The 22,020-nt window shown below is 40.8% G+C and carries 16 protein-coding genes; 15 read left to right on the forward strand and 1 reads right to left on the reverse strand.

Going from position 1 to position 22,020, the window contains the following annotated elements; genetic code table 11:
- Positions 1–25: 25 nt before the first annotated feature.
- From sdhA to JMY08_RS01890, 13 genes are all read left to right on the forward strand, one after another.
- On the forward strand, positions 26–1,876 hold the full coding sequence (gene sdhA, locus JMY08_RS01830; protein ID WP_201589350.1) for a succinate dehydrogenase flavoprotein subunit: 1,851 nt from the start codon (positions 26–28) through the stop codon (positions 1,874–1,876).
- A 180-nt stretch (positions 1,877–2,056) separates the two neighbouring features.
- Positions 2,057–2,767 carry a succinate dehydrogenase iron-sulfur subunit gene (locus tag JMY08_RS01835; protein ID WP_010200796.1) on the forward strand — a complete coding sequence of 237 codons (711 nt, stop codon included), beginning with the start codon at positions 2,057–2,059 and terminating at the stop codon, positions 2,765–2,767.
- A gap of 833 nt (positions 2,768–3,600) precedes the next feature.
- Positions 3,601–6,480 carry a 2-oxoglutarate dehydrogenase E1 component gene (locus JMY08_RS01840; protein WP_201589353.1) on the forward strand — a complete coding sequence of 960 codons (2,880 nt, stop codon included), beginning with the start codon at positions 3,601–3,603 and terminating at the stop codon, positions 6,478–6,480.
- Between the two features lie 141 nt (positions 6,481–6,621).
- Positions 6,622–7,881 carry a 2-oxoglutarate dehydrogenase complex dihydrolipoyllysine-residue succinyltransferase gene (gene odhB, locus JMY08_RS01845; protein ID WP_189583501.1) on the forward strand — a complete coding sequence of 420 codons (1,260 nt, stop codon included), beginning with the start codon at positions 6,622–6,624 and terminating at the stop codon, positions 7,879–7,881.
- A gap of 246 nt (positions 7,882–8,127) precedes the next feature.
- Positions 8,128–9,582 (forward strand): dihydrolipoyl dehydrogenase, encoded by a 1,455-nt coding sequence (lpdA, locus tag JMY08_RS01850; RefSeq protein ID WP_201589356.1) that lies wholly within the window; start codon positions 8,128–8,130, stop codon positions 9,580–9,582.
- 159 nt (positions 9,583–9,741) lie between these two features.
- Positions 9,742–10,908 carry an ADP-forming succinate--CoA ligase subunit beta gene (sucC, locus tag JMY08_RS01855; protein WP_201589359.1) on the forward strand — a complete coding sequence of 389 codons (1,167 nt, stop codon included), beginning with the start codon at positions 9,742–9,744 and terminating at the stop codon, positions 10,906–10,908.
- A gap of 152 nt (positions 10,909–11,060) precedes the next feature.
- Positions 11,061–11,936, forward strand: a complete 876-nt coding sequence (sucD, locus tag JMY08_RS01860) for a succinate--CoA ligase subunit alpha (RefSeq protein WP_201589362.1) — start codon at positions 11,061–11,063, stop codon at positions 11,934–11,936.
- A 101-nt stretch (positions 11,937–12,037) separates the two neighbouring features.
- Positions 12,038–13,156 (forward strand): UDP-N-acetylglucosamine 2-epimerase, encoded by a 1,119-nt coding sequence (gene neuC / locus JMY08_RS01865; RefSeq protein ID WP_201589365.1) that lies wholly within the window; start codon positions 12,038–12,040, stop codon positions 13,154–13,156.
- An 18-nt stretch (positions 13,157–13,174) separates the two neighbouring features.
- Entirely contained in the window at positions 13,175–13,858 is a 684-nt protein-coding gene (locus JMY08_RS01870) for a cytidylyltransferase domain-containing protein (protein WP_201589369.1), read from the forward strand.
- On the forward strand, positions 13,855–14,895 hold the full coding sequence (locus JMY08_RS01875) for an N-acetylneuraminate synthase family protein (protein WP_201589372.1): 1,041 nt from the start codon (positions 13,855–13,857) through the stop codon (positions 14,893–14,895). Before JMY08_RS01870 ends, JMY08_RS01875 begins: the two co-directional genes overlap by 4 nt.
- A 3-nt stretch (positions 14,896–14,898) precedes the next feature.
- Positions 14,899–16,023: a hypothetical protein gene (locus JMY08_RS01880; RefSeq protein WP_201589375.1), complete on the forward strand. Its 1,125-nt coding sequence runs from the start codon at positions 14,899–14,901 to the stop codon at positions 16,021–16,023.
- The gene (locus tag JMY08_RS01885) at positions 16,010–16,852 is read left to right on the forward strand and encodes a hypothetical protein (protein ID WP_201589378.1); all 843 of its coding nucleotides are present in this window, start codon (positions 16,010–16,012) and stop codon (positions 16,850–16,852) included. Before JMY08_RS01880 ends, JMY08_RS01885 begins: the two co-directional genes overlap by 14 nt.
- A 31-nt stretch (positions 16,853–16,883) precedes the next feature.
- Complete coding sequence (locus JMY08_RS01890; protein ID WP_201589395.1) at positions 16,884–18,176, forward strand: alpha-2,8-polysialyltransferase family protein; 1,293 nt, start codon at positions 16,884–16,886, stop codon at positions 18,174–18,176.
- Positions 18,177–18,221: 45 nt separating this feature from the next.
- Here the strand turns inward: JMY08_RS01890 and JMY08_RS01895 are convergent, their stop codons facing one another.
- The gene (locus JMY08_RS01895) at positions 18,222–19,175 is read right to left on the reverse strand and encodes a hypothetical protein (RefSeq protein WP_201589398.1); all 954 of its coding nucleotides are present in this window, start codon (positions 19,173–19,175) and stop codon (positions 18,222–18,224) included.
- Between the two features lie 284 nt (positions 19,176–19,459).
- Between JMY08_RS01895 and JMY08_RS01900 the strand changes: the two genes are divergently transcribed.
- Both JMY08_RS01900 and pgi read left to right on the forward strand, forming a co-directional pair.
- Positions 19,460–20,332 (forward strand): UTP--glucose-1-phosphate uridylyltransferase, encoded by an 873-nt coding sequence (locus tag JMY08_RS01900; protein ID WP_201589401.1) that lies wholly within the window; start codon positions 19,460–19,462, stop codon positions 20,330–20,332.
- Positions 20,333–20,335: 3 nt separating this feature from the next.
- The gene (pgi, locus tag JMY08_RS01905) at positions 20,336–22,003 is read left to right on the forward strand and encodes a glucose-6-phosphate isomerase (RefSeq protein ID WP_201589404.1); all 1,668 of its coding nucleotides are present in this window, start codon (positions 20,336–20,338) and stop codon (positions 22,001–22,003) included.
- Positions 22,004–22,020 lie beyond the last annotated feature (17 nt).

Here is a 22,020-nt window from a genome sequence, read left to right on the forward strand (position 1 = left end):
ATTAACAGGCATTAGGAAAACCGTAATGGCAACTAGACAAGATAATACCATTAGTAATATTAAGACCCTAAACTACGATGCAGTTATCGTTGGTGGTGGTGGCTCAGGTATGCGTGCTTCACTACATTTGGCAGAAGCGGGCATGAAGGTTGCAGTCCTGACCAAAGTATTCCCAACGCGTTCGCATACTGTTGCTGCTCAAGGCGGTATCGGTGCAAGCTTGGGTAACATGAGCAATGATAACTGGCACTTTCACTTTTATGACACCGTTAAAGGGTCAGATTGGTTAGGTGATCAAGACGCTATTGAGTACATGTGCCGTGAAGCGCCAAAAGTCGTCTATGAGCTTGAACACATGGGCATGCCGTTTGACCGTAACGAAGATGGCACGATTTATCAGCGTCCGTTTGGTGGTCATACGTCAAACTATGGCGAAAAAGCGGTACAACGTGCTTGCGCCGCTGCTGACCGTACAGGTCACGCACTATTGCACACGCTATATCAAAAAAACCTAGAGCAAGGTACTGAGTTCTTTATCGAGTGGATTGCCCTTGACTTGATCAAAGATGAAGCCGGCAACATCAACGGCGTCATCGCACTTGAGCAAGAGACTGGTACTGTAGCTGTATTCCAGTCACCGATTACTGTCCTAGCGACAGGTGGTGCAGGCCGTATCTTTGCCGCATCTACCAACGCTTATATCAATACTGGTGACGGTATTGGCATGGCGGTCCGTGCTGGTATTCCATTACAAGACATGGAATTCTGGCAGTTCCACCCAACGGGCGTTCATGGTGCAGGCGTGCTATTGACCGAAGGTTGTCGTGGTGAAGGTGCTATCTTACGTAATAAAGATGGTGAAGCATTCATGGAGCGTTATGCGCCAACTGTGAAAGACTTGGCACCACGTGATTTAGTATCACGTTCTATGGATCAAGAAATCAAAGAAGGCCGTGGTTGTGGCCCTAATGCGGACCATATCGTTATGGATATGACGCATCTAGGTGTTGAAACCATCATGAAGCGTTTGCCATCAGTATTTGAGATTGGTAAAAACTTTGCCAACGTTGATATCACTAAAGAGCCGATTCCAGTTATCCCAACCATTCACTATATGATGGGCGGTATTCCAACCACGATTCATGGTCAAGTCATCACTCCTGATCTAGGAGCGGGTACGGATGACGAAGGTCTATACACGAAAGGCACTGTCGTTAAAGGTCTTTACGCTATCGGCGAATGTGCTTGTGTCAGTGTTCACGGTGCCAACCGTCTAGGTACAAACTCACTACTTGATCTATTGGTATTTGGTCGTGCTGCTGGTAAGCATATCGTTGATGAATTCCATCATGCCGATCACAACTATAAACCACTTGATCCACGTGTCCTTGATTTTACAGTGAAGCGTTTAAACAAACTGCAACAATCGACTGAAGGCTATAATGCTCAAGACGTTGCGGACGAAATTCGTTCGACCATGCAGACACATGCCAGTGTATTCCGTACGCAAGCGATGATGGACGAAGGCGTTGAGAAAATCTTAGCGCTAGGCGACAAAATCGACCAGATTCATTTGGCTGATAAATCACAAGTCTTTAACACGGCCCGTATCGAAGCTTTTGAAGTGGCTAATCTATATGAAGTGGCTAAAGCAACAATGATATCAGCAGCGATGCGTCATGAAAGTCGCGGCGCGCACAGTGTGTCTGATTATGACCGTCCAGAAGATGATGACTATGCACCAAACGGTCGTAACGATCATGACTGGATGAAGCATACCTTGTGGTATTCTGAAGGCAATAAAATCGTTTATAAGCCAGTACGCAAAGTGCCATTGACCGTTGATTATATCGAGCCAAAAGTTCGCGTCTATTAATTTTTGACTGCGCCGCTGGTCTATATGAACAGCGTTAACGTTTTATCCCTTATTAATTTATTAAAAAGGTGACCGCCAGCTACATGCTCATGCCAGCGCTGTGATAAAGATACTCTATCTAGCGCTGATATGTTGCAACCTTTGTACGCCCGCCATCACCTACGTGTGGAGTTTAGCATTATGAGCCGAGGTACTCGCACCATCGAAATCTACCGCTACGATCCTGATCTGGACGCAGCGCCACGTATGCAAACCTATACAGTTGAGTTGTTAGACTCAGATCGTATGTTGCTTGACGTGTTATTACGCCTGAAAAAGGAAGATGAAACCATCACCTTCCGTCGCTCTTGCCGTGAAGGCATTTGTGGCTCTGATGGCATGAATATCAATGGCAAAAATGGTCTAGCCTGTCTTATCAACATGAACACGCTACCCGAAAAAATTACTGTTCGTCCGTTGCCAGGTTTACCTGTGGTTCGTGATTTGGTCGTCGATATGAACCAATTCTACGAGCAGTATGAAAAAGTACACCCGTACTTAATCAACGATCAGCCAGCACCGCCAACAGAGCGTTTGCAGTCACCTGAGCAACGCGAAAAGCTAAACGGTCTGTACGAATGTATTCTATGTGCGTGCTGCTCAACCAGCTGCCCATCGTTTTGGTGGAACCCTGATAAATTCTTAGGTCCATCTGCACTATTACATGCTTATCGCTTCGTCGCTGATAGCCGTGATGGTGATACGCAAGCACGTTTGGCACGTTTGGATGATCCGTTCAGCCTATTCCGTTGCCGCGGTATCATGAACTGTGTATCAGTGTGTCCAAAAGGTTTGAACCCTACCAAAGCAATCGGTCATCTACGTAACATGCTGATAGACCAAGCAGGTTAAACGAGTTAAGCGCTGCTTAGTTTATGTACATATCATAATGAAACACCGTCTCAGTATTAGGCGGTGTTTTTTATTAGCTAGATTTGCGTATGGGTAGGAGATAGAAGAGGTATTTCTGTTTACTATTTGGAGAGGCGCATTTGGCTAAAACGCGTTAAATCGCTGGTCAAAAGTAAGCCAGTATTAACAATACGTTGGTGGTATGTAAGAAGTCCTGTTATGTAAACGAACTGTCTATATAATTAGCAGTAGAAATGCACGGAGTAAGAGGTTTATAATAGATATTCATTATGTAAATACCTACTATTGAGCAAACAAACTATGTCGTGCAAGGCATGCATGCTAAGCTATACAGCAATGTATGTTTGCCAAAAATGACAATAAATATCCTTCATAAGAAGACATTTCAGCGAAAATAGCCAATTCATAGGCTAGCTGAACGATAGGGTATTTGCAAAAGGTATTATCATTAATAAATTGGTTATAGCTGATAGCAGTATATATAAATTAATGTTGTGAAACGAGTCAGACAAGAAAACTGGACGTTCACAAATAATTTTATCAGATGGCTATTGTTTGAGCTGAGTATTGTAGTAGCGCCATCATTATTACTTGACATATTTTTTATCGATAATGATGAACGCTACTTATCACAGTAGGAACAACGATGCCTTATATTAGTTGTCAGAATATTAGTCATCAGAAATTATTAGTCATCAGCAATAGCAAATCTTATTACTGCTTAAGCTCAAAAGTCAAAATATCAAATGTACAACGAACGACACAATAATAAGCACGATTCCATTCATTTATCTATCAAATAGACGATTATTATGAATAGTATAACTAAAGAAGCCGCAGACGTAGAACATACTGAACTGGCCGCTGATAATGCCAACTATATCGAAGTGCTTTATGAGCAATACCTGACCGACCCTACTAGTGTTGATACGGATTGGCAAGCGTATTTCGAACAATACAAATCGCCAAACGATGCTCAGCATAATGCTATTAAAGACCAGTTTTTGTTACTTGCTCGCAATCAAACGGCGAACAAGGGCACTCCTGCAACCACAACGACTAGCAATGCAGCTGACTGTGCCGACCCTAAGCAAATGGGCGTACAGCAGCTGATTTCTGCTTATCGTCGCCGTGGTCATCGCCGCGCGAAACTCGATCCATTAGATCTGCACCCACGCGCTGAAGTGGAAGATTTGACGCTTGAGTATCACAATCTTTCAGAAGCCGATCTAGACACCATATATCCCACCAATGATTTGAATATTGGTAAGGACGAAGCACCGTTACGTGAAATTATTGAAATCATGGAACGTGTTTATAGTCGTTATATCGGTATCGAATATATGCATGTTACCACCAGTACAGAAAAGCGCTGGATGGAAAAATATCTCGAAAGCAATCTGGGTTATATTGAGTTTGATAAAGACAAACGACTCTCTATCCTTGAGCGCTTAACCGCTGCCGAAGGCTTAGAGAAATATTTGGCGCGTAAATATACGGGCGTCAAGCGTTTCGGTCTAGAGGGTGGCGAGAGCTTTATCCCTGCTATCAATGAAATCATCCAACGTGCTGGCGGTTATGGCACCAAAGAGATGGTTATCGGTATGGCGCATCGTGGGCGCTTGAACTTATTGGTGAATATCTTAGGTAAAAAACCTGCTGATTTGTTCGACGAGTTCGATGGTAAAGTTCAGCCAGAAAAAGGCTCAGGCGACGTTAAGTACCACAATGGTTTCTCATCTAATGTGATGACGCCAGGTGGCGAAGCGCATTTGGCTTTGGCTTTTAACCCGTCACACCTTGAAATCGTTGCGCCAGTATTGCAAGGGTCAGTACGTGCCCGTCAGGTTCGTCGTAATGACCAACCTCTTTTAGATAATAAAGGCGGTAACTCAGTCTTGCCAATCGTCATCCATGGTGATGCTGCTTTTGCTGGTCAAGGCGTGGTTCAAGAAACGTTCCAAATGTCACAAACTCGTGCTTATACCACTGGTGGTACGGTACATATTGTGATCAATAACCAAGTTGGTTTTACGACCAGTCGTCAAGAAGATGTTCGTTCAACTGAATACTGTACTGACGTGGCAAAAATGGTACATGCACCTATTTTACACGTGAATGGTGATGATCCTGAATCGGTCGTGTTTGCCGCACAATTGGCATTAGACTATCGTCATCAATTTGATAAAGATATCATCATTGATCTTTTCTGCTATCGTCGTAACGGTCACAACGAAGCAGATGAACCTTCTGCCACTCAGCCTTTGATGTATGCCGTTATTAAGAAACTGCCGACGACTCGTACTATTTATGCACAGAAGCTTATTGCAGATGGTATCTTGAATGCTGAACAAGAAAAGCAATACGAAGATGAGTATCGTGAGTCTTTAGACCGTGGTGATTATGTTGCCAACTCACTGGTTCAAGAACCTAACGAACAGCTATTTGTAGACTGGAAACCTTATCTAGGACATGATTTGGTTGATGACTGGGATACCAGTGTCGATATCGAAATCCTAAAAGGTTACGGACGTCGTATGGCTGAAATGCCAGAAGGCTATAAGCTTCAGCGCCAAGTTCAAAAAGTCGTTGATCAGCGTTTGGCTATGCAAACTGGCGAAGAGCCTCTTAACTGGGGTGCTGCTGAGACATTGGCATACGCATCTTTAGTCGATAACGATAAAGTATTGGTTCGTATTACTGGTGAAGATGTGGGCCGCGGTACTTTCGCTCACCGTCACAGTGAAATTTACAATATCGATGATGGCAGTATGTATGTGCCACTGGCTCATATGAGCGAAACACAAGCGCGTTTTGCCACCTATAACTCATTGTTGTCAGAAGAAGCCGTATTGGCCTTTGAGTATGGTTATGCAACGACCGTACCAAACGCATTGATCGTTTGGGAAGCGCAGTTTGGTGACTTCGTCAACGGTGCGCAAGTCGTCATCGATCAGTTCATCTCGAGTGGCGAAACCAAATGGCAGCGTGTGTGCGGTCTGACTATGTTGTTACCACATGGTTTCGAAGGTCAAGGCCCTGAGCATTCATCGGCGCGTCTTGAACGCTTCTTACAGTTATGTGCTGAAGACAATATGCAGGTCATTACGCCAACGACGCCTGCGCAAATTTATCATGCTCTACGTCGTCAAGCAGTGCGTCCGATTCGTAAGCCATTGATCGTCATGTCACCAAAAAGCCTATTGCGTCACAAGTTGGCTACGTCAAATCTCGAAGAGCTGGCCAATGGTAAATTTGAGACTGTATTGCCAGAGATGGATGAGCACAACGCAGACAACGTAACTCGGATGGTGCTATGTGGTGGTAAGGTTTATTATGACTTGCTAGAACAACGCCGCGCGCTCGGTCTTGACCATGTCGCCATCGTCCGTATCGAACAACTTTATCCATTGCCAGAAGAACGGTTGATTGCTGAAATTGAAAAATACAGCAACCTAAAAGAAATCGTTTGGACGCAAGAAGAACCGCTTAATCAGGGCGCTTGGTATTACTTGGCACCGAGTATGTTCCGTATTGTGGTACCGCATCCAACCAAGGCAAAAGTCATGGAGCCAGTAGCACGTCCCCCTAGTGCTGCCCCTGCGACAGGTTCTGCGAAATTACACGTACAACAGCAACAAGCATTAATCGCTGGCGGTCTTGGTATTAGTGTGGACGAATTGTCTAAGTAGCAGGTTGTCAAAGTAACAGACTAGATAAGACAAATGAATCAGGCGATGACAGTCAGTATGGTGTAAATAGTTTAAATCGGTACTGACTGCCTATCACGACTTAATAATAAATAGCAATATCCAAATCTAAGGAGTATATCGATGGCTGAGATCAAAGCCCCCGTTTTTCCAGAATCGGTTGCCGATGGCACAATCGTTGAATGGCATGTCACTGAAGGCCAACAAGTAAACCGTGATGACCTATTGGCCGAAATTGAAACTGACAAAGTTGTATTAGAAGTTGTGGCACCTGATGATGGTGTGGTAACCAAAATCGTTAAGCAAGTTGATGATACTGTATTGTCTGATGAGTTAATTGCAGAGTTTGAAGCGGGCGCAAGTGGCGCTGGTGCAGACGACAGTAACGACAGTGATGCTCCTTCCGTAAATCCAGATCAGCCAGCTGCTCCAGTACAAGCAAAGCAAGCGGCAGATGGCGGAGAGCCAGTACAAGTAACAGATAAGAAAGAAGAAGCTGATCATAAAGATCAAAGCCCAGCAGTCCGTAAAGCGGCAAAAGAGAGCGGCGTCGATCCTAAAGACGTCGAAGGTAGTGGTCGTGGTGGTCGTGTAACCAAGACTGATATGGCAAGCCCGACACTAAAAGCAGACAGCTCTATCAAGTCTGATAGCGGCCGCCCAGTAGCTGAATCAGCTGGTGAGCGCACCGAAAAACGTGTGCCAATGACACGCCTTCGTAAGCGTGTTGCTGAGCGTTTATTATCAGCGACGCAAGAAACTGCGATGCTGACGACGTTCAACGAAGTTAACATGAAACCGTTAATGGACATGCGTACCAAATATAAAGATCAGTTTGAAAAGCGTCATGGCGTTCGTCTAGGCTTTATGTCGTTATTCGTCAAAGCAGCGACTGAAGCGCTAAAACGTTTCCCAGCAGTGAATGCATCATTGGATGGCGACGACATTGTTTATCATGGTTTTTATGATATCGGTGTAGCCGTATCGTCAGACCGTGGTCTAGTAGTTCCTGTATTACGTGATACCGATCGCATGAGCATGGCAGATGTCGAAAGCCGTATCCGTGAACTTGGTGGCTTGGCTCAAAAAGGCAAGCTTGGTCTAGATGACATGACTGGTGGTACTTTCACTATCTCAAACGGTGGTGTATTCGGTTCACTCATGTCAACGCCTATCTTGAACCCGCCACAAACCGCTATCTTGGGTATGCATGCCATCAATGACCGCCCTATGGCAGTTAATGGTGAAGTTAAAATCTTGCCAATGATGTATCTTGCACTATCTTATGACCATCGTATGATCGATGGTAAAGAAGCGGTACAGTTCTTAGTTACTCTCAAAGAGTTGGTCGAAGATCCAACCATGCTCCTCTTAGACCTATAAGCTTCTAAGCTTGTATTGGCAACCGCCGATACAAGCTTTTTAACTTTGGTAGCGTGGTATAAATAGTTTTTAATGATGCTACCGTTTCGAGTAGCAACGTCAGCAGCTATATTTTATTAGCGTTTTTTGATAAATAAATGTGTGGCGTTGATATAGTGTATTAACTAGCAGCGAGAAACATCGTTTATCTCTTAATAAAATAAACAATAGCATAAATGATAAATAAAATAGAAATAGGAACGTACTATGAAAGACAGTTATGATTTAGTCGTTATCGGCGGCGGTCCTGGTGGTTACGAAGCAGCTATCCGTGCAGGACAGCTTGGTATGAGCGTTGCTTGTATCGAAAAACGTGTTTATAAAGGTGAGCCAGCGCTTGGCGGGACTTGCCTAAACGTTGGTTGTATCCCATCAAAGGCACTGCTTGATAGCTCGCATCGTTATGAAGCGACCAAGCATGATCTCGATGAGCATGGTATCAGCACCGGCGATGTCGCTATTGATATCGAAAAAATGATAGAACGCAAAGAAGGCATCGTTAAGCAATTAACTGGCGGTGTTGCGGCATTATTGAAAGGTAATGGCGTTGACTGGCTACAAGGCTGGGGCACGTTGGTTGATGGCAAAGGCGCTGACAAACAAGTTAAATTTGTAGCATTAGAAGACGAAGCGGAAAGCACTATTACCGCTAAGAATGTGATTTTGGCGGCAGGTTCAGTGCCTATCGACATTCCAGTTGCCAAAACTGACGGCGATCGTATCGTTGATTCTACTGGCGCGCTTGATTTCACCTCAGTCCCTAAACGTTTAGGCGTTATTGGTGCTGGTGTTATCGGTCTTGAGCTTGGTTCAGTATGGCGTCGTCTAGGTAGCGAGGTTGTAGTCTATGAAGCGCTTCCTAGTTTCTTAGCAGCCGCTGACAAAGACATCTCAAAAGAAGCTGGCAAAATGCTGAAGAAGCAAGGCCTTGATATCCGTGTCGATACCAAAGTAACCAATGCTGAAGTTAAAGATGATCAAGTGGTCGTCACTAGCGAAAACAAAGGTGAGTCATCTGAAGAGAGCTTTGACAAACTAATCGTTTGTGTTGGTCGCCGTGCTTATTCTGAAAAATTACTTGGCGATGACAGTGGCATTCAATTGACCGAACGTGGTCTTATCGATGTGAACGATCAGTGCAAAACCAATCTTGATGGCGTTTATGCCATTGGCGATTTAGTCCGTGGTCCTATGCTTGCGCACAAAGCAATGGAAGAGGGCATGATGGCTGTGGAACGTATCCATGGCGAAAAAGCTCAAGTTAACTATGACACCATCATCAATGTCATTTATACTCACCCAGAAATTGCATGGGTAGGCTTAACTGAGCAAGAAGCTGAAGCAGCTGGCTATGAAGTCAAGACAGGTTCATTTAACTTGGCTGCCAACGGTCGTGCATTGGCTCAAAGCGAAGCAGAAGGCTCTATCAAAGTAGTGGCTGATGCTAAGACAGATCGCCTACTGGGCATGCATGCTATCTCAGCCGGTGCTGGTGATATCGTCCATCAGGGTATGATCGCGATGGAATTTGTCTCTAGTATCGAAGACTTGCAGTTGATGACGTTTGCGCATCCAACGATGTCAGAAGCGGTGCACGAAGCGGCACTATCTGCAGATGGCCGTGCTATCCACGCTATTCAGCGCAAAAAACGCAAGAAATAAGCAGTTGCTCGTTTAATTATTATCGATTTACAACCTGATTGTGGTATCGCTATTTTGGCGATAGCCACGATCATGAGTGCGTCAGACGTATGATTAATATATGCATGGGCGCACTTGATTTCACTTTTTATTAATTGTAAAAAATAAAGGATACAATCAATGAATTTACATGAGTATCAAGCAAAAGAGCTATTAAAAAGCTACGGTTTGCCGATTCAAGAAGGCATCCTCGCCTATAGTGGCGACGAAGCTGCTGCTGCTTTTGATAAAACGCCAACTGACATTGCGGTTATCAAAGCGCAAGTACATGCTGGTGGTCGCGGTAAAGCGGGCGGTGTAAAGCTGGTTAAAACTCGTGAAGAAGCCAAGCAAGTTACTGAAGCGCTTATCGGCACCAATTTGGTTACTTTCCAAACTGACGCTGATGGTCAACCAGTTAACTTCGTATTGGTTGCAGAAGACATGTATCCAGTACAAACTGAGCTATATCTTGGTGCAGTCGTTGATCGTGCGACTCGTCGTGTGACTTTCATGGCATCAACCGAAGGTGGTGTTGATATCGAAGAAGTTGCAAATGAGACGCCAGAAAAAATCTTCAAAGTACATGTTGATCCTTTAGTTGGTCTAATGCCTTTCCAAGCACGCGATGTTGCGTTCAAACTGGGTCTAGAAGGCAAGCAAATCAACCAGTTCGTTAAATTAATGACTGGTGCTTATAAAGCATTTGTTGAAAACGACTTTGCTCTAATGGAAATTAATCCATTAGCGGTTCGTGAAAATGGCGAAATCGTTTGTGTTGATGGCAAAATCGGTATCGATTCAAACGCACTATATCGTCTGCCTAAAATTGCAGCACTACAAGACAAAACTCAAGAAAACGAGCGTGAGCTTAAAGCTGCTGAGTTTGATCTAAACTATGTTGCTCTAGAAGGTAATATCGGTTGTATGGTTAACGGTGCTGGTCTTGCAATGGCAACGATGGATATCATCAAATTGTATGGCGGCAAGCCTGCTAACTTCTTGGACGTTGGCGGCGGTGCAACTAAAGATCGCGTTGTTGAAGCGTTCAAGATCATTCTTGAAGACAGCAGCGTTGAAGGTGTTCTAATCAACATCTTCGGTGGTATCGTACGTTGTGACATGATTGCAGAAGCTATTATCGCTGCTGTTAAAGAAGTCGATGTACAAGTACCTGTGGTTGTACGTCTAGAAGGTAATAATGCTGAAAAAGGCTTACAAATTCTAGAAGAGTCTGGTCTTAAGCTTACGACAGCCCAAGGCTTAGCAGATGCGGCTCAGAAAATTGTCGATGCTGTTAAAGCTTAATATATTTGAGGCATAGTCCTTTAAATATGAGCATTTAAGCATAGTAGTCAACGTGTAATAGCAGCTTGTTGGTATACATTTATCATTAATATTTGGTGGTTAACACACCATCAAGTAGCTATTACAAGACAACCGAATACAAGGAATAAATAATGAGTGTATTAATCGATAAAGATACCAAAGTATTGGTACAAGGTTTCACTGGTAAAAATGGTACGTTCCACTCTGAGCAAGCGATCGAATACGGTACTAAAGTAGTCGGCGGCGTAACGCCAGGTAAAGGTGGTCAAACGCATCTAGGCCTACCAGTATTCAACACTATGGCAGAAGCCATGGAAGCGACTCAAGCGGACGCTTCTGTTATCTATGTACCAGCACCATTCGTACTAGATTCTATCGTCGAAGCAATCGATGCTGGCGTTAAGTTGATCGTTGTGATCACTGAAGGCGTACCAACTATCGATATGCTAAAAGCAAAACGCTATCTGGAAGAAGCGGGCGACGTGCGCTTAGTTGGTCCTAACTGCCCAGGCGTTATCACTCCAGGTCAGTGCAAAATCGGTATCATGCCAGGCCATATCCATCTGCCGGGTAAAGTGGGCATCATTTCACGCTCTGGTACGCTAACGTATGAAGCCGTTGCGCAGACAACTAAGCTTGGTTTTGGTCAGTCAACTTGTATCGGTATCGGTGGTGATCCTATCCCTGGTATGAACCAAATTGACGCATTGAAATTGTTCGAAGCTGATCCACAGACTGAAGCTATCATCCTAATCGGTGAGATCGGTGGTACTGCTGAAGAAGAAGCAGCTGCTTATATCAAAGACCATGTGACTAAGCCAGTTGTTGGTTATATTGCTGGTGTCACTGCTCCAGAAGGCAAGCGTATGGGTCATGCCGGCGCTATCATCTCTGGTGGTCAAGGCACTGCTGAAGAAAAATTCAAAGCATTTGAAGATGCTGGTATCGCATATACACGCGACCCATCTAAGCTTGGCGAGAAGCTAAAAGAAGTTACTGGTTGGTAATTCAGAATTAATTCTGTAATGTAACTACTAAAACCATATTGAAATGTTAAGAAGGCATCCCTACAATGGGGTGTCTTTTTGATTTTAAGCGAAATTTGTATATGAAGAAAATATTGTTTGTTACTGGTACGAGAGCAGACTTTGGCAAAATTAAAAGCCTAATGGACAAAGTTGAAAGTATGGAAAACTTTGAGCTTCATGTCTTAGTTACAGGTATGCATATGATGAAATTGTATGGATCAACCTTTAACGAAGTTAAAAAGCAGAATTATAAAAATAGCTATCTTATCTCAAATCAGCATACAGATGAGCCAATGTGCTCCGTATTATCTAATACAATTAGTATTATTTCGCGGCTAGTAAACTCTATAGATCCCGATATGATCGTTGTGCACGGAGATAGAATAGAAGCATTAGCTGGCGCTACAGTAGGAGCACTCAATCATATTCGAGTATGTCATATAGAAGGTGGCGAATTATCAGGAACTATTGATGATTCTATAAGGCACTCAATTACTAAACTTTCTCATATACATATGGTTGCCAACGATGAAGCCAAGCAAAGATTGATACAAATGGGAGAAAACAAGACCTCTATATTTATAATAGGGTCTCCAGATTTGGATATTATGGAATCAGGCAGCTTACCTAGTTTAAAAGAATCAAAAATTCATTATGATATTAATTTTGAAAATTACGGTATCGTAATGTTTCACCCTGTAACAAGTGAAGAGAAGGATATAAAACAATACACTCAAAATCTATTTAAAGTGCTTGATAATTCAGGTAAAAATTATGTAGTGATCTATCCTAATAATGATCCTGGTAGTTTGAAAATACTTGATGTAATTGAAAATTATAAAGATCATGTGAACTTTAGAGTTTTCCCATCAATTAATTTTGAGTCGTTCTTAGTTCTTTTGAAAAATTCAGATTTTATTATAGGTAATTCGAGTGCGGGTGTAAGGGAGGCTCCTTTTTATGGCCTACCAAGCATAAATATAGGAACTCGACAAAACTCCCGCTTCAGAGGCCCTTCTGTACTAGATTGTGACTATTCTGAGGAAGGAGTTGAGAGAACACTTACTCAAATTGATAAGCTAAACGTTGAGAAATCTACTTGGTTTGGTAAGGGAAATAGTACTGAGTTGTTTGAGTCCCACATTGATAGTGATAGAATGTGGGATATTCCAGTCCAAAAAGTTTTTGTGGACCTTTAAAGATAGAGATAATCATAAATGGAATATATAGCAATTATCCCAGCTCGTGGTGGATCAAAAGGTATTAAAGATAAAAATTTACAGCTTGTAGGTGGAATATCTTTGTTGGCTAGAGCTATAAATTCTGCCAAAAAGATAGAGAGTATTAGTAGGGTAATCGTCTCTACAGACTCTGAAAGTATTATAGAAGAAGCTATAACACATAATGCGGAAGTACATAGAAGGCGGCACCTGACTTCATCGGATAGTGCAAAAACTATTGATGTTATCAAAGATATATATTGCGATATGATGTTATCTGATGAAGTATGTATTCTTCTTCAACCTACTAGTCCGTTACGCCAAATTAGTGACATACGAGCCTGTATTAATGAATATGAAGGTCACCACCTTGTAAATTCTGTAGTGTCAGCAACACTGTGCGAGCATCATCCTTATAAAGTAGTTATTCAAGATGACAAAGGTGAAATGGTGCCTGTACGCCAGACATCTGATTTAGAAGCACCAAGACAGAAGTTACCAAAAGCTTTACGTATTAATGGTGCTATTTATATTAGTTCTTTTAAAAGCCTGATCGAACATAATTCATTTTTTTGCCATCCTACAAGATTTTTTGAAATGGGTGAAAATGAATCTATTGATATTGATAGTTATATAGACTTAAATAGAGCAAACTTAATTATTGAAGGTAAATCATTATGAAACCGAGCTTTAAAATTGGAAATCGCAGTATTGGTTATGACTTTGAGCCATTAGTTATTGCGGAAATAGGTATTAATCATGAAGGTTCTTTAGACGTTGCTAAAGAAATGGTAGATGCAGCTTATCGAGCGGGTGCAGAGATGGTAAAACATCAAACCCATGTAGTCGAAGATGAGATGTCTGACGAAGCTAAGTCTGTAATTCCAGGCAATGCTGATGTTTCTATCTATGAAATCATGGAACGTTGTGCATTAAATGAAGAAGATGAAACAGCTCTCAAAGATTACATTGAATCTAAAGGAATGATGTTTATCAGCACTCCTTTTTCTAGAGAAGCGGCTTATCGTCTTGAACGTATGGGTGTGGAAGCTTACAAAATAGGATCTGGTGAATGTAATAACTATCCATTAATCAAGCTTGTTGCTTCATTTGGTAAACCTATTATTTTATCTACCGGTATGAATAGTATCGAGAGTATTCGAAAGTCTGTGGATATCCTTGAAGCTGCAAAAGTTCCGTATTCGCTTTTACATTGCACTAACGTATATCCAACGCCATATGAATTAGTACGTTTAGGCGCATTAACTGAACTGGAAGAGGCATTTCCTAATGCTGTGATTGGCTTGTCTGACCACTGTGTAGATAATTATGCATGCTTAGGTGCAGTAGCATTAGGAGCTAGCGTACTAGAGCGTCATTTTACAGATAGCTTTGATAGAGCAGGTCCAGATATCAATTGTTCTATGGATTCTGATGGCATGGCTGATCTTATTAAAGGAAGTAGGGCGATTGCAAAAGCACGTGGTGGTTCTAAAGGAGCTGTTGCAGAAGAGAAGTCAACCATCGATTTTGCTTTTGCTTCAGTTGTTGCCTATAAAGATATTAAAGCAGGTGAAACGCTAACCGAAGAAAATCTTTGGGTACGTCGTCCTGGAACAGGAGATTTTTTAGTAGATCAATACGATTCATTGATTGGCAAAGTGGCTAAAACTGATATCAATAAGGGTGAACAGCTAAAAAAACCTCAAGTGAGCTAGAAATTGAAAATTGCTTTCTTATTTAAAAGAGACTCTCATTTTAAGGCTGTCAAATCGACAGCCTTAAGAGTGTGCGCACAATACAATTGTGAAGCTACTTTTGTAGGGATAGATTCAGAAGTTCTGTGTAGTCAAGAACCTTATTCTGTAATCTATATTACTAAAGAAGACTTAGGTATCTTATCTGAATATGACTATGTAATTGCCTGTTTAGGAGGATACTTATTAAATTGCACAATTGCTATGTTGAAAGACACAGATACTAAAGTGATATCGATCTTTCCAGGTATAGTGAGTCATTACCAACTGGATGCTTTTATAAGTCGTCTAAATGCAGATCAAGTATGGTTGAATTCGAAGGCCGACTCTGAGCTATATAGTAAACTCTGTAGATTACTAAAGTGCTCCAATAATAGTATCCTTTATGGAATGAGCTGGATAGATCTAAGTCTAATCTTGAAAAGTAAATCGAGTAAAGAGAATGGATCTGGGAATATTATTTTTTTTGAGCAGACAGGACTATTTTTAAATGCTGAAGAGAAGCTATACTTCAAAAAAAAATTAAGTTCCATTTTTTCTAAAAATATCAAACTAAATTTTAAATATAAAATAAGAGATAATACAAATAATATTTATTTCAAAGAATTAAGACAGAGTTTTAGTAAACATATAAATGTTGATATTGTTGAGGAAATCACGGATATAGAAACTCTTGATGCTGAGTTCTATCTTAGCATATCGTCGTCTGCAATAGTTGAAGGCTTGCTATACCGAAAATACTGCTTCTTAATTGTTAAAGAGCTAATAGATAAAGACTCTTTAGAGTTTTTTAGAAATAGTAAATTATTTCTAAATGAAGATACCTTAATTTATGAAGATACTGTAGATGAAAATTGGTTAGATTATAGAGTTCAGTCTCCTAACAAATATGTTAATCTAGATGCAATAAAAAAGAAGTTGCCTCATAGATTTATCAAGGGAAATTGGATAACTTGCTATCTGCTATTAGCTTTATCTCTATCGAAACTAAATTTTGCAATTTTTCTTTTTGATAAAGAAAAAAAGAAATCAATAGTTAAGTCTATAGATTATTTGAATTTACGGAGTGATTTTAATGAAATGGAATGAAAGGTCTGAATATCTAGGAAAGCTAAGAAGTTATAAAAATTTTTTTGTAGAACCAAATTTAGAAAAAGATAGTTGTACTGATAAGTTTTTATTAAAGCAGGTACTTAATAACAATGATGGAGCAGAAAAGCTAGTTAATATAAAGAAAATGTTTAAAGTCCAAAAAAATGGAGAGAGTCTTCCAGTAATTGTTGTTTTCCAAGGTTTTGCAGAAGGCTATGTTAAAGATGCTTTAGTTGGTAACTTTGATATCAGGAAGTTAAATGATAGTAAGCTAGGGTTTTGTTTTGGGAGTTTTGCTAAAAATAATAGTGATTTTAACTACATATTTGTCAAGGATAATTTTCAACTTTGGTATTTATTAGGTTTTCCATTGATTTTAAGTGCTCTATACGTTCATTTAAAATCTTTAAATGCAGAGAAAGTATACACCGTAGGATTTTCAGCAGGGGGCTTTGCGTCTATATTATTCGGACATTATTTAAGAGCAGATATAGCTTTTAGCTACTATCCACAAACATTAGCCTTTAGTGCTTTTACAAATAACTATAGAAATATAATGAACTTTAAGTTCAACTTATCTTTACTATCTATATCTGATTTAGCTTTAATACAAAAGATTGCTGAAGGTTTTGCATGTCGAACAATAATTAGCTATTGTGAAGAATCAAAAGTAGATATTAATCAGGTTGGGCGTTTAGATGCCACCGATTCTAACCTTGAGATACATAAATATCCATGTAACTCACATAACTTATTTGATCATTTAGATAGTAAAGATGAATTTGATCGAATAAGACATTATATTGATAATGACCTAAAGCCATGAATACTTAATTTATAATCGGGTTCGAACTGCTATGACTTTTAATATATATAAACACAATGCTTATTATAGTTTTGAAGAGCTACCAAAAGATTCTCTTTACAACATAGCTGACCTCTTCGTTATTTCGAATTTAGGTCAGCTTAAGCATATAACAGGTTTTATTAAAAACAAAGGCATAACGAATAGCTTATTATTAGTTGTCTATACCGAGGCAAATCTTGCTGTTCCACAAGCTATACATGATAATTATGAAGTATCTATTTTTAATAGTGTTCTATTTCTTAAGCTGCCTAATAATCCTAATAGCCTACTATTAAAAAATATAAAAAAGATGGAGAGTGATTACAAGGAATTAATATATAAAGTTAATCCAAGTAGACTTTATTTGAATAGTTTTCAATATCATTATGCTATTTTAGCTAGTATTGCGAAAAAATTAGGATCGAAAGTTATTTTGATTGAAGAAGGATTAGGGACTTATCGACTTGGTGTTGATGAACAGGATTTAAATACAGGAAATTTGGATTTTAATCTAGTAAAGAGACTGTCTAAAGATACTGTTAGTAAGACAGAAATTTTCAAAAGAACGTATAAGAAGTATAAATTAATAAAAGATTTTGCTATTCAATCAAAACGACTTATCAAGAAAGTATACCTTAGTCCCGAATTGCAATCTAAACTAGTAGGATTTTATCCTAATTCAAGTTTTGATATTTTTTGTAAGCCATTTGTAGATTTTGATGAGTCTTATACAAGCTTCCCAGCTTTAACAAATCAAAAATTCAATCTTGAAAAAAGTAATTATTATTTATCTTTTGAAGAACCTACTAAAGATGAGAGCGAATATGCTTCATTGATTATAAGAAAGTATGATATTAAGAGTAAAGACTATTTGTACCTAAGTCAAAAATTTAGTATTAATAGAGATGAGTATTTAGCTATTGTAAAAGGTTGTCTTCTTAAATTGCTAGAAGGCAATGATTCAACTGTTTTTATAAAGCTACATCCTAAGCAAGAGCATGAACTTGTATTAGCAGGTTTTATAGAAATGGAAAAGGAGACAGGAGGTAGAATTAAAGTTATTCAGGAATCTGGATTCTTAATAGAAGAGGTTGTTAGAGTCTCCAAAGTGCAAGGTGTAATTGGTATAACTTCTTCTGCTCTCGTTTACTCACCTCTTCTTTCTCCAGGATGTAAGTCTTATTCTATTGCAGATACATTAGTGAGTAATCTCATTAACCATACAAGAAATACTAAAGGGCTTGATATGATTGAAGCTCATACTAAAATACTCAAACAATTTGAGAATATATATTTTATATAATGTGTCGCTATTAAATGATTTTAGTATTGATTATAAAGTAGATTTTTACTGATGCTTTATATAAATAGATATTATATAAAAGAACATTGTTGGATTTAAATAAACTTGATAATAAAAAGGTCGCCCTAATACGGTGACCTTTTTGCCTCTAAGTAATGCCTCAAATCCACCCAGTGACGTAATCGTATATACATGGTCGACTGTCTCTAAGGCATCAACTAAATGTATAGACTGGGTAAGGATAAGGCAGTCTAGTTCAGTAAGTGTACTAACAATAGAGGGATCATCTAACGTCATTGGATGTGGTTTTACGATAACTTGGGCGTCAGGATTTTCTGCAATAGCTCGATTAACCACGTCGAGTAGCGTAATACCAATACCGCCACCATATTTCAATGAATCATCATGTGGCACTTGGCCTAATACCAAAATGCGTTTTTTATTTTTAACACCATATATTGGTACGATATCGACATAAGGCTGATGATTGTATTTGCTCACGCGATGTGAGACATAGTAATCCAGCATTTCTTGTGCTAGCGCCTCATCATAACCGTCTTGATCAAAATCAAAATTAGCGATTAAATCGGTCAAATCGTTTGGGCGAGTGGTATCGAAGTATGGCGCTTGGCTATCCATTACAATAGACAGCGGTGGAGCGTCACTTGCATCCTCAGGGCCAGAACGAATAAAACCATCTTCTAAGAAGAAAATGTCTAACTCTTGCTCGCGTATATAGTCAATAAAATAATCAGGCGCTTTATAACCCCAGATATAGATGACAGGGTTTACATACTTGATAAATGGCTTTAACCACATAGCGAAGTAGCGCTTATCAAAGTGTCTCTGTATCTGAATATGCGACGATTCCAATACCCAGTCACCGACCAAATCTTGCCATGGCAGCATACCAATGACTAACGCTAAACGCTGTTTTGGCTGACGACTATGTTTATAATAGCCTGATAATAGCGGTCGGATGTAAGCGTTAAATTTCATAATATGATGGTTGGCTTAGATTGAGAGTGGAAGAGTAGATAGGCATGATTGTGGCATTTACGTTGGTAATGCTGTGTCGTTCCCAGTATAGTTGCATTTACGAGTAAAAATGAATACCTACTTCGAAAAATAATAGCTTCAGAAAATAATGGGTCGATATTATGAAAAACAAGATATTAGTCACTGGCGGTGCTGGCAGAGCATGAATCCGAATGGATATAATATCACTTAGACTTTATAAAACATCTTTTCTTTTAATCCTCTTTTAATACAGTTTAAAAATTATGAAAAAAATAACTCACGCCGTTATCCCCGTTGCAGGCTTTGGCACTCGTATGTTGCCATTGTCGAAATCTGTGCCAAAAGAGCTATTGCCACTAGGTAATCGTCCCGCTATTCATTATGTGGTCGAAGAGGCAATCGCTGCTGGTATCAAGCATATTGTACTAGTCGGCCATGCACAAAAAAGTGCGATTGAAAACTACTTTGATATCAATGCTGAGCTAGACAGTCAGCTTAGAGCGAAGGGTAAGGACGCGCTAGCCGATAGCTTAAACTGGTTACCAGAAGATGTGACAGTCTCTATGATACGCCAAGGCAAGGCATTAGGTTTGGGTCATGCGGTACTCGCCGCTCGCCCCATTATTGGGGATAATGATTTTGCCGTATTATTGCCCGACGTTGTGCTTGATCCATTTACTGGCGATATGGCTGCTGATAACTTAGCCTTTATGATTGATGCTTTTGCTGAAGATAATCATTCACAAATATTGGTTGATAAAGTCGCTGATGAAGATGTGCATAAATATGGTATTGCTAAGCTGAGCGACGCTATTGAGATCGATAATAAAACAGATGTGAATGCCAGCTTTAAAGTGGCAGGATTTGTAGAAAAGCCTAACTTAGCCGATGCCCCTTCGAAATTAGCAGTCGTTGGACGTTATGTCTTTAGCAATCAAATCTTTGATTATTTGGCCAATACCAAAGCCTCGGTCGGTGGTGAGATTCAGCTGACCGATGCTATTGATGCCTTGATTAGTGAATATGGTGTGAATGTGACGACCATGTGCGGTGACAGCTATGATGCAGGTGATATGCGCTCGTATATGCAGGCGTTTATCTACTTTGCCGAGCAGCAATTAGCAGAAGATGAATAGCTGATGGCTACTATCAAAGACGATATAAGCTATCACAGTGCTCGCCGTTCTGAATATTGGCAGCAACTACAAACGCTTGCTAAGCAGCCGTGGTCGCTTGCACAGCTGTTTGCACAGGATGACAGTCGTGCTGCGCGCTTTAGCATGCAAGCTGGCGCGCTATATATGGACTATAGCAAGCAATGTATCGATGAGCAGGTGCTGGCAAGTTTATTACAGCTAGCAGATAGTTGTGAATTGTCCACACGGATTGATGCACTCATGCAAGGCGCGATGGTGAATACCAGTGAAGAGCGAGCAGCCTTGCATACGGCACTACGTTTGCCCGAGACGGCAGAGCTGAAAATTGGTGACCAAAATGTCGTTGCTGACGTCCATCATAGTCTTTCACAAGTAGCGCGCTTATCTGAACGTGTCCGCAACGGTACATGGCGTGGATTTTCGGGTCAAGCCATCACTGATGTCGTTAATATTGGCGTCGGTGGCTCTGATCTTGGACCGCTGATGGCGACGACGGCGCTTGATGAATGGGCAGATACCGAGATTGAAGTACATTTCGTCTCCAACATGGACGGTACTCAGCTTGATAATCTGCTCAAGCATCTTAATCCTGAGACCACCTTGTTTATTATTTCGTCCAAATCCTTTGGCACGGTTGATACGTTATCTAATGCTAAAACGGCATTGTCATGGCTACTTGCCACTGCCAAACTGCGTGCAGGTACGGAAGATAGTGTGCTACGTCGCCACTTTATTGGCATATCGGCTAATAGTGAAAAAATGAGTACTTGGGGTATTCATCCAGAGCATCAGCTACAGCTTTGGGAGTGGGTTGGCGGTCGATTCTCTTTATGGTCGGCGATAGGACTGGCCATTGCCATTCGTATTGGTATGTCTGGTTTTAAAGCATTATTAGCTGGTGCGCATAGTATGGATGAGCACTTTGCGCAAGCTGATTTTTCAGAGAACCTGCCAGTATTATTAGGGCTGCTTGCTGTTTGGAATAGTACTTTTTTACAGGTGAATGCCCATACGGTATTGCCGTATGATGGTCGTCTCAGCTATTTGCCAAGCTACTTAACTCAGCTGGAGATGGAGAGTAACGGTAAGTCGGTCACCCAACATGGCGATCATATTGACTATGATACTTGCCCGATTCTATGGGGTGAAATTGGCTCCAATGCTCAGCACGCGTTTTATCAGTTGCTACATCAAGGCACACAGCAGGTGTCTTGTGACTTTATTGCTTGTGTGCGTCGTTATAGTGGTCAGATGAAAAATGCGCCATTACAACAGCAGCATGAGCTGTCCTTGGCTAACTGCTTGGCGCAAAGTCGGGTGCTGGCCTTTGGTAATGCTGCGCTCCAAGAGTCCGAAATGCAAGTAGCGTCTGTTGCGGCAAAATATAAATACTACCGTGGCAATCAGCCTTCAACCACGCTACTTATCGACGAGCTAACGCCGCATAGTTTAGGTGCGCTGGTTGCGCTTTATGAGCACAAGGTCTATGTGATGGCCAGTATCTGGGATATTAATCCGTTTGATCAATGGGGCGTTGAGATGGGCAAGCAGATGGCAGAATCTGTACATCAAGCCATGCAGCAAGAGGTAAGCGGTCAATTTGATACCTCTACTGATCAACTATTAAAGCATATCAAGCGTTGGTCTTAACGTTACTCGCATACTGA

Origin of the sequence: Psychrobacter sp. Pi2-51 (assembly GCF_904846665.1) — a bacterium.
Classification (GTDB): Bacteria; Pseudomonadota; Gammaproteobacteria; order Pseudomonadales; family Moraxellaceae; genus Psychrobacter; species Psychrobacter glaciei.

Bases quoted from the DNA above. Each gene is read 5' to 3' on its own strand.
- sdhA (WP_201589350.1), top strand. From the start codon at position 26: ATGGCAACTAGACAAGATAATACCATTAGTAATATTAAGACCCTAAAC.
- JMY08_RS01835 (WP_010200796.1), top strand. From the start codon at position 2,057: ATGAGCCGAGGTACTCGCACCATCGAAATCTACCGCTACGATCCTGAT.
- JMY08_RS01840 (WP_201589353.1), top strand. From the start codon at position 3,601: ATGAATAGTATAACTAAAGAAGCCGCAGACGTAGAACATACTGAACTG.
- odhB (WP_189583501.1), top strand. From the start codon at position 6,622: ATGGCTGAGATCAAAGCCCCCGTTTTTCCAGAATCGGTTGCCGATGGC.
- lpdA (WP_201589356.1), top strand. From the start codon at position 8,128: ATGAAAGACAGTTATGATTTAGTCGTTATCGGCGGCGGTCCTGGTGGT.
- sucC (WP_201589359.1), top strand. From the start codon at position 9,742: ATGAATTTACATGAGTATCAAGCAAAAGAGCTATTAAAAAGCTACGGT.
- sucD (WP_201589362.1), top strand. From the start codon at position 11,061: ATGAGTGTATTAATCGATAAAGATACCAAAGTATTGGTACAAGGTTTC.
- neuC (WP_201589365.1), top strand. From the start codon at position 12,038: ATGAAGAAAATATTGTTTGTTACTGGTACGAGAGCAGACTTTGGCAAA.
- JMY08_RS01870 (WP_201589369.1), top strand. From the start codon at position 13,175: ATGGAATATATAGCAATTATCCCAGCTCGTGGTGGATCAAAAGGTATT.
- JMY08_RS01875 (WP_201589372.1), top strand. From the start codon at position 13,855: ATGAAACCGAGCTTTAAAATTGGAAATCGCAGTATTGGTTATGACTTT.
- JMY08_RS01885 (WP_201589378.1), top strand. From the start codon at position 16,010: ATGAAATGGAATGAAAGGTCTGAATATCTAGGAAAGCTAAGAAGTTAT.
- JMY08_RS01890 (WP_201589395.1), top strand. From the start codon at position 16,884: ATGACTTTTAATATATATAAACACAATGCTTATTATAGTTTTGAAGAG.
- JMY08_RS01895 (WP_201589398.1), bottom strand. From the start codon at position 19,175: ATGAAATTTAACGCTTACATCCGACCGCTATTATCAGGCTATTATAAA.
- JMY08_RS01900 (WP_201589401.1), top strand. From the start codon at position 19,460: ATGAAAAAAATAACTCACGCCGTTATCCCCGTTGCAGGCTTTGGCACT.
- pgi (WP_201589404.1), top strand. From the start codon at position 20,336: ATGGCTACTATCAAAGACGATATAAGCTATCACAGTGCTCGCCGTTCT.